The sequence below is a fragment of the Enterococcus sp. AZ063 genome, from assembly GCF_051715045.1.
GTDB lineage: Bacteria > Bacillota > Bacilli > Lactobacillales > Enterococcaceae > Enterococcus_D > Enterococcus_D casseliflavus.
In genome coordinates, this window is sequence record NZ_JBIOTA010000001.1 from 1,952,503 (window position 1) to 1,963,713 (window position 11,211).

The window sequence follows — 11,211 nt, forward strand, 5'->3', positions numbered from 1 at the left end:
ATGGATAGAAAAAAAGCGTCCTGTACCACTTTACTAGTAGGAAAAAAAGCATCGATCGACGGCTCGACCATGATTGCCCGCAATGAAGATTCTGGAAGCGGTTCGGAACCGCAAAAATTCGTCGTCATCACTCCAGAACAGCAAGGAAATGAATTTTACGCCGTTTTAAGCGACTGTCGAATCAGTTTGCCAGCAAAATCATTACGCTATACTTCAACCCCTGAAGCAGATGAATCGCAAGGAGTTTGGGCAGCTTCAGGAATCAATGAAGAAAATATCGCCATGACTGCAACAGAAACGATCACAACCAATTCACGCATTTTGGCTATTGATCCATATGTGGAAGATGGTATCGGGGAAGCTGATTTCGTCAGCATCGTACTGCCTTACATCCATTCCGCTAAAGAAGGTGTTTTACGCTTAGGGGAACTTTTAGAAACCTATGGGACCTATGAAGCCAACGGGATCGCTTTTTCTGATGCCGAGGAAATCTGGTATATGGAAACCATCGGTGGACATCACTGGGCAGCTGTTCGCATACCAGATGATGCCTATGTCGTGGCACCAAATCGCTTAAACATTGATCACTTCGATTTCGCCTCAGAAATGACGTTGTGTTCGCAGGATCTCGAACAGTTGATTGAAGACTATCAATTAAATCCTGATTTTGAAGGCATTAATCTACGCCATATTTTTGGCAGCTCCTCAAAAAAAGATACCCGTTACAATAACCCGCGGGCATGGTACATTCAAAAACACTTTAGCGGAACAGCCGCTGAACCGATCGATCAAGAGCTCCCGTTTGTATGCTACCCAAAACAAAAGCTATCCGTGGAAGATGTAAAATGGGCATTGAGCTCCCACTTCCAAAATACGCCTTTTGACCCTTACGGTACAGGGAGCGAGACACAAAAAACACAATTCCGATCGATTGCTCTCAATCGCAACCAGCAAGTCCATATTTTACAGATCCGCAACCACGTGCCCGCAGCAATCGCTGGAATTCATTGGCTTGCCTTTGGCCCCAATACCTTCAATGGCGTTGTGCCCTTTTATGCAGCTATCACTAAGACCCCACCTGGCTATTGCGATACGACAAAGACCTACGATCCATCAAATAGCTATTGGTTAGGACGCACCTTGGCGTTGATTGGGGACAGCGACTACGATCGCTATAGTGATCTTGCCAACCGTTTTGAAATGGAAACGATGGCGGCTTGTCGCCGCATCCAACAAGAAACTGATCGTAAAGCTTCCTCTGACAAGCAGCCTACTCGTCTGCTTGAAGAAGCCAACGCTGAGATGGCCGAACTGTATTTAAAAAATGCAACAACGTTACTAGGAAAAATGGTGGAGTCTGGCAGTAATAAAATGGCCTTGCGTTTTTCTTTAGCCGATTAGTCAATCGCTGAAAATAAAAGGATTAACAAAAACTTTACATGGAATTGCAGCAATCTAAACATTGCTCTCCTATACTAAAGATACCAATTCGTTTTCTTTTTCCTTGCTGGTACAAATCAAGCAATTGATTTGTACTAGTCCCCCTATTGAAGATCAATTGGTAAAAACCGTTGGGAGGAATGAACATGACTACAAGCATTTATCGGACTGTCACCAACGAAATTGTTAAAGGTGAGATCATCAAGAGCAAGAGTCAGCAAGATATGCTGATCATTCAAGACAAAGAAGGTTATTTCCATGTCGTTGAACCAATCCCCGTTACTACTGCAATGGCTCCCCGCACGACGAAAGACTAAAAAACCACTGGCGATCAGAAAGAATACAGGATCTTTCTGATCGCTCAGTGGGTTCTTTTTTATGTCAAACTCAATGTGAATCGCTTCAAGCCATCAATGAGTTTTTCTCGCGAACAGCCAATATTTAGGCGCAAAAAATTTCTCCCCTCTTTCCCATAGATCTCTCCTGACATAATCGCGACTTTCCCCTTTCGAATCATTCGTTGCTGCAATTCTACCATCGTTAAACCCAGTGCTGTACAATCAATCCACATAAGATACGTGGCTTCGCTTTTCGTGACCACGAGTTCTGGGTGATGTTCCTGTAAATAAGCGATCACATAAGCAATGTTACCATCAAGATAGTCATTGAGCTGATCCACCCACTTACTTTCATTATCGTAGGCAGCAATCGTTGAGGTCATGCCAAAAATACTGGTGGAGCTCAACCCATCGGCTTCTTTTAACTGAGTTAAGAAGCGCTCACGCAACTTGGGATCAGGAATGATTCCATAAGAATAAATCAACCCTGGGAAATTAAATGTTTTACTTCCCGAAGTAACAAGGGCTACATTTTCTTGCAACAAATCAATGATCGGTTGATGCCTTTGTCCTTTTCTTACAATGTCCATATGGATCTCATCAGAGATGATAAATACATCATGGGTTTTCGCCAATTCGATGATTCGTTGCAACTCATCCTTTTGCCAGACTCTCCCAGTTGGGTTATGAGGACTACAGAGGAGAAGAACTTTGTTTTCAGGCTGTGCCATCAATCTTGTTAGCTCTTCGAAATCAATGCGATACGAGTTCGCATCATAGATAAGTGCATTAGGTACGATTTTTCTTTTGTTCTCTTTGATCATTTTATAAAACGCATCATACGCTGGCGTCTGAATAATGATCCCATCTCCTGGTTCACTGAGTAGGGTGACGAGCTGTTTAACGCTATACATAACGGAAGGACTGTAGACCAGCCAATCGCTTTTGATCATGCTGTTAAAACGTTCAGAGTACCATTTGCAGACCGCTTGCTTGAATTCATTATGATTCCAACGTGTATACCCAAAAACCGGGTGCTGCATCCGCTTGATAAGTGCCGCTTCAACTGCAGCTGGCACCTTGAAATCCGTATCGGAAATCGTAAATGGCAACAAGTTTTTTTCACCAAAACGGTCTTCAACATAATCCCACTGAGTACACTGGGTTCCTTTACGATTGATTGGTTCATCAAAAAACATTTTCTTCACTCCTACTGCTTGACAATTTTGCTAAAGAATCGCATCAAGTTGATTTCTGACTGTTGTTACTTTCGTTCCAATGATTACTTGAACATTAGTATCATCTAAGTGAACGACCCCAAGCGCACCTAGTTTTTTCAGCCGTTCATCATCAACCAATGTACCATCGTTTAGAACGAGGCGTAGCCGTGTAATGCAATTGTCTAAAGAATCAATATTGCTTGCTCCCCCTAAAGCTGCCAAAATACCATGGGCATCGTAGCCACTCTTTCCAGAATAGGTCATTTCCTCTTCCGACTCATTCGTTTGATCACTGTTCTCTTCTCTACCAGGTGTCTTCAAGTTCTTGCGAAGGATTACTGTTTTAAAAACAAAGTAATAAAGGGCAAACCAGCAAGCTCCTACGATCAGAACGAGCCACCATTTTGTATATGCGCCTTGCATCACGCCAAAGATAAGAAAATCAAGCACGCCCCCATCGGTATTTCCAATCGTGACACCTAATAGACTCATTACCATAAATCCAGCACCTGTCATGATGACATGAAAGATCCATAATAAAGGGCTGATGAATAAGAATAAAAATTCGATTGGTTCAGTAATTCCTGTCACAAAAGTTGCAATGACGCCTGAAATCAATAAGCCTTTTATTTTTGAACGATTCTCAGGTTTTGCCGTGTGGTACATAGCTAATGCTGCTGCCGGTAAGCCAAACATAAAGGTTGGCATCTTCCCTTGAGACAAGAACGCAGTTGCACTTGGTGAGATGCTTAAACCGTTTTGTAATTCCGCATAAAAAATATTTAACGCCCCAAAGACTTGCTGACCATCGATCAGCTGACTTCCCCCGGCTTCGGTAAAGCGAATCATGGAAACCAAAATATGGTGTAATCCAAATGGCAGTAACAAGCGCTCACCTGATCCAAATAAGAACGGACCGAAAGGACCAGCTTGTTGGATCAGATGTCCGATTCCTGTGATGATCATAGCAAACAACGGCCAAATCATCGGAATGATCACCCCGACCACAGCTAAAGTAAGCGAGGTGATGATTGGAACAAAACGTGCTCCTGAAAAGAATGCAAAACTATCTGGCAATTGAAAATGGTAGAAGCGCATATGCAATTTATAAACGATCAATCCTGCGATAATACCTCCTAGAACACCCATTGATAATGTTTGAATGCCAAAAACGATCTCTTGCCCTGCTTCTCGTAGTTGATCTGCAGCAGCTAATTGATTCGTTTCTTGTAAATAAAAATTGATGGATAAATGCATCACGACATAGCCCACAAAGCCTGAGAATGCCGCAACTCCCTTCTCTTTTCTTGCTAGACCTAAAGGAATCGCCATCGCAAACATGACGGGTAAGTAACTAAAGGCAAACCCACCGATCGTTGACATGAAACGAAAAACCACTTGGAGCCAAGGGGCACCTAAAAATGGGAAAACGTCGATCGTTGAAGAAGATGAAAATGAACTACCAATCCCTAAAAATAAACCCATGAATGCGAGTAAAGCGACTGGCAACATAAATGTTTTCCCAAGTCCTTGAAAAATTTCCATCCAGCTTGCTTTCTTTCCTTTTTGCATATCATTTCCTCCTAACACTTTTATCTCTTAAAATGTAAACGATATCAAGAAGGCTTACAATACAGTTCCCCAAAGAAGAATGACCATTCACAAAATGGAATGGTCATTCAGGAGCAAGTCCTGCTTCGATTTGATTGGCGTATTGAATAATTAAAATATCCAGTAACGCCGCTAAGGAGATCCGCGGGCTCAGATCGACTTCATGATGATAAATCGCTGACATTTCAACAGGAAAAGAGAAGGTGGCAAGCTTTTCTAACGTGCTTTTTGGTTGACCAATACAGGCTAAAATCGGAACGCCTCTTTGTTTCAAGCGAGTAGCATAATTTAGCATCCCGATCGTTTCTCCACTATGACTAATAAAAAGAGCTAAATCATTTTTTGATAGTTGGTTCGCGATGGTTGTCAATTCATCCCAATCCGTTGATGCACCCACTGTTTTACCTAAAAAGCGCAATTTTCGACTTGCAGATAATGCGACCGGCGCACTTTGCCCTAATGCGAAAAATTCGATTCGTTGTGCTTGCTGCAGCATTTCCACGGCACGCTGAAAGTCAGCTTCTTCAATCATTGATAAGGATGTCGTCAGCTGGTCAATCATTTGCTTGATCAGTGGGGATAAGCCAAGAGAGGCTTGGGTAGCAGACTCGTTTCTTTCAAGGCTTTGATAACTTTTCAATGAAAATTTGAATTCTTGAAAACCCGTAAAGCCAAGCTTTTTCGCCATTCGACTGATCGTTGCTTGACTAGTATAGGTTTGAGAAGCTAACTCATCGGCCGTCATTTCCGAAACTTTCTCAGGCGCCCTCAAACAATAGTTAAGGACGGTTCGTTCTACTCGGTTTAGCTCAGGGATTTTGTATTGGATTCGTTTGTATAAATGGTTCATCACCTGCTTCTCCTCTCTACTGTTACTTCATTCTTCCCTCTCCGCTATGCTTTATCTCCTCATTATACCTTCCCTCAAGAAAAGTACCAACTGATGATGAAGAACTTGACAGCAAAAAAGCGGCTCACCTTTTATCTGGTGAGTCACTTCTTCTATTTTCTCTCTATCTATCTTTTTTGCGCAGTCAATTCTGTAAACTCTTGCCCATTACCATAGTCACTTTCTTTTGAGGGTTGCTTTCCAGATATTCGTTGTCGGCAACTGGCAAGTTTATTTTCGACATATTCCACTGTATTGGCAGCGAGCATTAGTACATTTGCTAGACCTTTGATCAAGGGATCGTTTGGTTCCATCCTCTATTCCCCCATTTCCTTCACGTGTAAGTTGTTACTGACACTTCCTTATCAATGAATATAGACGAGGTACCTTAAATCAAACTAAAAGAGGACGAACACTACGAAAAGCAAAGCAGACTAGTTTCCCTTTCTGGTAAAATATGGTAAATGTAGTAGGAAAGGATGATCAATCTCATGATAAAAACCTTAGTGGTGGCTAGCCACCCAGATTTCCACAACTCACTTTCCCAACGTTTTTTCAGTGAAAGTGCCAAACTTCCTAATGTCACCATACACTTTCTTGATGATTTTTCTGACTTTTCCCTTGCCGATGAACAGGCGCTGCTGCAAAACTGTGACCGCTTGGTTTTTCAATTCCCCTTATATTGGTACAGTGTTCCAGCAAAAATGAAAGCTTGGATCGACACGGTGTGGGAAAATTGCGCGCCTGCATTGGTGGGAAAAGAAATCAGTTTTGCCGTTTCTACTGGTGTTGCTGCCAAAGAATTTCAGTTAGGTGGTCGAGAAAATACGACCTTTAACGAAATTTTGCATCCACTCGTACTGATGGCAAAAAAACACCAAATGACCGTGTTACCCATCGTTGTCCTTGACCAACTGATGTATAAAACGGAAAAAGAAAAGCGTGCCTTTGTCATTGCCTATCAGCAATTATTATCGATGCCCGCTCCCTTTACGTTTGATCAAAAGCAACAATGGTTTGCTGAGAAGCTGGCGCATTTGGTTTCTGAAAAACCACAGCTTTCTCCTTTGCTATCCCTGTTGCAGGAAAACCATGAAACATTGATCGAATTAGAAGATGCTTTAGCTGAATTGGAGGTGCTTTGATGGGTCATGATTGGCTAACACCGCTGATAGAACAATCCATTCAAGAAACCATTGATTACCACGAAAAAGCATTTTTGCAAGAGCTGGGACAGTTGTTGCAGCAGCAAGAATCCCGCATCGAATTGAAACAAGGAGAACTTGATGGGAAGTTGTGGAACCCTAGTGAATGGTAAGAAATAATTTTCAACGCAAGAAAAAGCTTTGGTCCCACCCAGCCTTAAAAATACTGGGTGTTGCCAAAGCTTTTTTAGGTGGTTTCTATTACATAATCACAATGAATCGCTTTTATTCTTTGTGGCAGCGATATACGCTGCTTGCAATTGCTTCGTGATTGAACCCAATACGCCAGTGCCAACTGGTTTCCCATCAATGGCAACGATCGGAACGATTTCCCAAACCGAGTTGGTCAAGAAACACTCTTGCGTGTTGCGTAGTGCCTCAATCGGGACGGGTTCTTCTCGATAGGGAATTTCTAATTGCCGACACAACTGAAGCACCTTCATTTTCGTGATCCCCGGTAACACCAAGCGCCCGTCCGGATGAGTACAGACGATTCCATCAATGACAAACCAGAGATTGGATGCAGATGCTTCTGTAAAAAAGCCATCTCGTTGCAGTAACGCATCATCGAAACCAGCTTCGATCGCTTGATCCAGCGCCAAAAGGTTCCCTAACAAACTCAATGATTTGATATCACAATGCAACCAGCGTTCATCAGGAAGGATGGTTGCCGAAAGCCCTGCTTGCTGCATTTCATCTGGTCGTTCAAAGGGGATCACATTTGCCGTCACCACCCCTTTGACCGATCCAGCTGGTGGAAACTCGTGATTTCTCGGAGAAGCGATTCCTCGGGTGATCTGAAGATAGATTTCTCCTTCTGTGATTCCTTCAGTCTTTATGAGTAACTTTAGATTTTCAGTCAATTGGGGAATCGAATAGGGTAACGTTAGCTTAATTTTTTGTGCACTGCTTTCCAATCGAGCCATATGCTCCGCTAACATAAAACAGTGGCCATTATATATTCGGATAACTTCATAGATCCCATCACCATACTGATAGCCACGGTCTTCGATATCAATTCTCACTGCCTCTCGATCAACGATCTGATCATTCCACAAAACCTTCATTTCCTCACTCCTATCGTCGTTTTCGTTTCAATCAGTATAGCATGAGTCTTTGTACCGTGCTATGTGTCATCTAAAACAAAAAACTTGCTGATGAAGATTTCTTCAACAGCAAGTTTTATTGTTACAATGACTCCTTATCGATCACAGAACGTTCTAGTTTGCGTTCCTGGAAAAAACGGAGTAGCGTGCCAGACATCGCCATAATGATCGAATACACTGGAAGTGCAACGATCATACCAACAAATCCCAGCAAGTTGCCGGCGATCAATAATAAGAACACCGCAATAATCGGATGGATATGCAACACTTTATTCATTACTAGAGGTGAAACTAGATACGATTCACCCAATTGAATGATCGTGATGCCCACTACCAATAAAATGGCGGTACGGATATCTAAACTTAAAGCAAATAGAAATGCGGGTGCCGCTCCGATAAATGGTCCGAAGTATGGGATGATATCCAAGACACCGCAAATCAGGCCTAAAAGCAACGCATTCTGCAAACCTAGCAAAGAAAAAATCAAATAACTGGAAACGGCAACGTACGAACATACAAGCAATTTCCCGCCAATATAAGCAGATGCTGCTTGGTGGAAATCACTGCATAATTGACGCATCAAACCTTGGTACTTTTTCGGTGTTTTGTTTGCTAAAAAGTCTGGCACTTTCTCACCGTCTTTAAACATATAGACTAAGAGCAGTGGGATCGTAAACAAAACGATCGCTGAGTGAGAAACGATGGAGATCAAACTCGTCAGACTATTCGTTGCCCCTGTAATAAACTGCAAAGCGAAATTACTCGCTTGCGAAATATCGATCGAATCAATGAAAGGACCGAAAAGTTCCTCCAAATAGGAATGATCGATGTTATCGATCACTAAATTGATGATAACGGGTATTTGATTGATAAAGCGTCCCATCTCATAGGCTAATGCGGGTCCAATCACCTGAATGATCAAATAAGCTGCAAAAACGATCAACAACAGTGTCGCATACAGCGCGATGCTTTTCTTTTTCGTCCTTCTTTTTACCCAATTAAAGAAAGGCAAAAAGATATAAAAAATAAAAATTGATATCAGTACAGGTAAAAAGACACTAGAAAAGATTGCTTCTAATGGTCGAAAAACAAACAGTATATTTGAATAGATCCAGACGGCGATCCCTAAAAGGCAGACGATCACCAGACCTGCAAAAATTTTTGATTTTTTAAGAAACTCCAATAATTGATCCTCCTGATTCTAGAAAATACGTTCACTTCTTTCAGTTTATCATAATTTTTTAAGCGAATGATCCTTTTGCGAATATTTTTTCAAAAATCCACGTTTTTCACAGGAAACTTTTGATTAATTTAATTATTTTACCCATAAAACCCTTCTGCAAAATCAATTTTGATGAGCAGAAAAAGGAACCGAGAGTTGCAAGTGTTTGATACAGTAAGCTGCCACACCGAGCTGGAGTAAACCTAACATTAAGAAAATCAGATGCAAAACATTCCCGCCCCTTAATAAAATCACTTGAACAATGATCCAGATAACTAAACAGATGCCTAAAAGCAATTCGCCATGATACCCTTGGTTGCGCCACAATCGGATAGCTGCCAATAAATTGCCCAGTCCTAACACAATTAGCAAAAACACCCCGGGAATCAAAAATGTTGTAAATGGCGTTCCTTGGAGCATGGACGATTCCAATCCAGCAAATGACTGTCCTTTCCTTAATGGCTCAATACTCATAAACGCCAGTATGCTTCCTCCACATGCGCCAACACCAATCACTAAACTTAACACAAATAACGCAAATCGCAGCTTCATTTCTCCCACTCCTTCATCAAACATAAAACCGTTAATAAATTGACCATTTTCAACTAGCGATCGGATTCCTGGCTGTCTACTCGTTTTTAGGTGAATAAATAAATGCTGCAATTTGCTGCGTTTCTACAGAGGAAAAGCCGCAAGACTCATAAAATCGGCGCGTTTTCTCTGTGTTGTCCGTGATCAAAACCTTTTGTCGAATCGATGGATAATTCGCCAGCATTTTTTTGAGCAATCGCTGGCCAATTTTTTTACGTTGGAACGCTGGCGCTACTAACAGATCCTGAATATAAAGAATGGTTTGTCCATCGGTTATACATCGAATAAGTCCGACTAGCTGCTCTTCAACATAGGCAGTGATCACCTGCGACTGAGCTAGGCCATTTAATAGTCGCTCTGGCTCTTTCGTATAGGCGAACCAGCCAAAACATTTATACAAAGCGAGTATCTGATTTGAATCCGCTGGTAATTGATCTTTAAAGATGATAGTCATTCTTTTCCCCCTTGTAACTTTTAACCAAACGATGCAGCAACAAATAAAGAGTTAACAGTCCTTCTCCGAACAGGCTCTTGCTACCCTTCAAGCCGAATTGCTTTGCTTGACTAAAGAGTATCCTGAGGAAAAGCAGCTGTCAACTCTAATCACGATTTACTAGAGGAACAAAGAGGAAGTGGTGTTATTACTAATTAAACCCAAGGCTTACTTAATCAAGCATTAATTCGCTTTTTAAACGCTGACTCGTCGCTTGTTGTTCTTCAGGCGACACTTCTTGATAAGAGATACCGTATTCACCTCTAAAGCCATCGCCAGTGAACCCAGTACCCGCCATTTGGTAAGATTCGACAGTAACGAGTGCCGATTGATATTGGGTGAATAGTTGACTCATCTGAGAAAACGTTAAATCTGTTTCACCATTTTCCCCAATAATCGTTAACAGATCCTGAATCCGCATCACGCTTGATAGAGAAACTAATTCATTGGCCAAAATCTCTGTCACTTCTCGCTGACGACGTTGGCGTCCATAGTCACCTTCAGGGTCTTCTTTGCGCATACGGGTATATTGAAGTGCTTCCCAGCCATCCAAATCAAGGATACCTTCTTCAAAATAGATATCCTCAGCAGTAAATGCAAAATCGTTTTCAACGGTAATACCGCCAATCGCATCAACTAGATCTGCCATACCATCCATATTTAAAGAAAAATAATGATGAATCGGAACATTAAGGTATTGTTCCACTGTTTCAATCATCATCTTTGCTCCGCCAAAGGAATGTGCGTGGTTGATTTTATCTTCATATCCTTGACCAACAATTTCAACATACGCATCCCTGGGAATACTCGTAAGTGTCGTTTTTTTCGTAACTGGATTCAACGTTGCAATCATGATCGTATTGGCACGATAATCTGTTTGCCGGCGAGCATCATTGGCAATTCCTAGCAAAAGCAGACTTAAAGGCTCTGTGTTTTCTATCACCTCTGCTTCTTGTCTTCCTTCTATCGGCCGATGAATCGAGTGCGCAACATTTTCAACTTGAAAATATACTTTGATTCCGTACGCAGTCCCCGATGCCACAACCACTGTAAGCAAAGCCAAAAATACAATAATTATTTTTTTTACCAAACTCAA

The 11,211-nt window shown here is 41.8% G+C and carries 13 protein-coding genes; 4 read left to right on the top strand and 9 right to left on the bottom strand.

What is annotated here, in order from left to right:
* Positions 1–1,401, top strand: coding sequence for a C69 family dipeptidase (locus tag IGK61_RS09025; protein ID WP_074536739.1), 1,401 nt, complete (start codon positions 1–3; stop codon positions 1,399–1,401).
* A 185-nt stretch (positions 1,402–1,586) separates the two neighbouring features.
* Positions 1,587–1,757: an aldo/keto reductase gene (locus IGK61_RS09030; RefSeq protein ID WP_074536738.1), complete on the top strand. Its 171-nt coding sequence runs from the start codon at positions 1,587–1,589 to the stop codon at positions 1,755–1,757.
* Between the two features lie 59 nt (positions 1,758–1,816).
* On the opposite strand, the gene IGK61_RS09035 is transcribed toward IGK61_RS09030, so the two are convergent.
* From IGK61_RS09035 to IGK61_RS09050, 4 genes are all read right to left on the bottom strand, one after another.
* Positions 1,817–2,977 (bottom strand): MalY/PatB family protein, encoded by a 1,161-nt coding sequence (locus tag IGK61_RS09035; RefSeq protein WP_438844798.1) that lies wholly within the window; start codon positions 2,975–2,977, stop codon positions 1,817–1,819.
* A 30-nt stretch (positions 2,978–3,007) separates the two neighbouring features.
* Complete coding sequence (gene malX / locus IGK61_RS09040; RefSeq protein ID WP_074536736.1) at positions 3,008–4,570, bottom strand: maltose/glucose-specific PTS transporter subunit IIBC; 1,563 nt, start codon at positions 4,568–4,570, stop codon at positions 3,008–3,010.
* 103 nt (positions 4,571–4,673) lie between these two features.
* On the bottom strand, positions 4,674–5,459 hold the full coding sequence (locus IGK61_RS09045; RefSeq protein ID WP_074536735.1) for a MurR/RpiR family transcriptional regulator: 786 nt from the start codon (positions 5,457–5,459) through the stop codon (positions 4,674–4,676).
* Positions 5,460–5,626: 167 nt separating this feature from the next.
* Complete coding sequence (locus IGK61_RS09050; protein WP_074536734.1) at positions 5,627–5,812, bottom strand: hypothetical protein; 186 nt, start codon at positions 5,810–5,812, stop codon at positions 5,627–5,629.
* 165 nt (positions 5,813–5,977) lie between these two features.
* Between IGK61_RS09050 and IGK61_RS09055 the strand changes: the two genes are divergently transcribed.
* Positions 5,978–6,643: an NAD(P)H-dependent oxidoreductase gene (locus IGK61_RS09055; RefSeq protein WP_074536733.1), complete on the top strand. Its 666-nt coding sequence runs from the start codon at positions 5,978–5,980 to the stop codon at positions 6,641–6,643.
* On the top strand, positions 6,643–6,816 hold the full coding sequence (locus tag IGK61_RS09060) for a hypothetical protein (protein WP_167823327.1): 174 nt from the start codon (positions 6,643–6,645) through the stop codon (positions 6,814–6,816). Before IGK61_RS09055 ends, IGK61_RS09060 begins: the two co-directional genes overlap by 1 nt.
* Before the next feature lie 96 nt (positions 6,817–6,912).
* Here the strand turns inward: IGK61_RS09060 and dat are convergent, their stop codons facing one another.
* The 5 genes from dat to IGK61_RS09085 form a co-directional block, all read right to left on the bottom strand.
* Entirely contained in the window at positions 6,913–7,770 is an 858-nt protein-coding gene (gene dat / locus IGK61_RS09065) for a D-amino-acid transaminase (protein WP_074536732.1), read from the bottom strand.
* Positions 7,771–7,891: 121 nt separating this feature from the next.
* Positions 7,892–8,992, bottom strand: a complete 1,101-nt coding sequence (locus tag IGK61_RS09070; protein WP_010748435.1) for an AI-2E family transporter — start codon at positions 8,990–8,992, stop codon at positions 7,892–7,894.
* Positions 8,993–9,154: 162 nt separating this feature from the next.
* The gene (locus IGK61_RS09075; RefSeq protein ID WP_228077459.1) at positions 9,155–9,583 is read right to left on the bottom strand and encodes a hypothetical protein; all 429 of its coding nucleotides are present in this window, start codon (positions 9,581–9,583) and stop codon (positions 9,155–9,157) included.
* Between the two features lie 76 nt (positions 9,584–9,659).
* Positions 9,660–10,076: a GNAT family N-acetyltransferase gene (locus IGK61_RS09080; protein ID WP_074536730.1), complete on the bottom strand. Its 417-nt coding sequence runs from the start codon at positions 10,074–10,076 to the stop codon at positions 9,660–9,662.
* Positions 10,077–10,287: 211 nt separating this feature from the next.
* The gene (locus IGK61_RS09085) at positions 10,288–11,211 is read right to left on the bottom strand and encodes an LCP family glycopolymer transferase (RefSeq protein ID WP_005226221.1); all 924 of its coding nucleotides are present in this window, start codon (positions 11,209–11,211) and stop codon (positions 10,288–10,290) included.

What these genes read in the sequence shown, in the direction of transcription:
- IGK61_RS09055 (WP_074536733.1), top strand. Translation starts at nt 5,978, where the DNA reads ATGATCAATCTCATGATAAAAACCTTAGTGGTGGCTAGCCACCCAGAT.
- IGK61_RS09035 (WP_438844798.1), bottom strand. Translation starts at nt 2,977, where the DNA reads ATGTTTTTTGATGAACCAATCAATCGTAAAGGAACCCAGTGTACTCAG.
- malX (WP_074536736.1), bottom strand. Translation starts at nt 4,570, where the DNA reads ATGCAAAAAGGAAAGAAAGCAAGCTGGATGGAAATTTTTCAAGGACTT.
- IGK61_RS09025 (WP_074536739.1), top strand. Translation starts at nt 1, where the DNA reads ATGGATAGAAAAAAAGCGTCCTGTACCACTTTACTAGTAGGAAAAAAA.
- IGK61_RS09080 (WP_074536730.1), bottom strand. Translation starts at nt 10,076, where the DNA reads ATGACTATCATCTTTAAAGATCAATTACCAGCGGATTCAAATCAGATA.
- IGK61_RS09060 (WP_167823327.1), top strand. Translation starts at nt 6,643, where the DNA reads ATGGGTCATGATTGGCTAACACCGCTGATAGAACAATCCATTCAAGAA.
- IGK61_RS09075 (WP_228077459.1), bottom strand. Translation starts at nt 9,583, where the DNA reads ATGAAGCTGCGATTTGCGTTATTTGTGTTAAGTTTAGTGATTGGTGTT.
- IGK61_RS09050 (WP_074536734.1), bottom strand. Translation starts at nt 5,812, where the DNA reads ATGGAACCAAACGATCCCTTGATCAAAGGTCTAGCAAATGTACTAATG.
- IGK61_RS09045 (WP_074536735.1), bottom strand. Translation starts at nt 5,459, where the DNA reads ATGAACCATTTATACAAACGAATCCAATACAAAATCCCTGAGCTAAAC.
- dat (WP_074536732.1), bottom strand. Translation starts at nt 7,770, where the DNA reads ATGAAGGTTTTGTGGAATGATCAGATCGTTGATCGAGAGGCAGTGAGA.
- IGK61_RS09030 (WP_074536738.1), top strand. Translation starts at nt 1,587, where the DNA reads ATGACTACAAGCATTTATCGGACTGTCACCAACGAAATTGTTAAAGGT.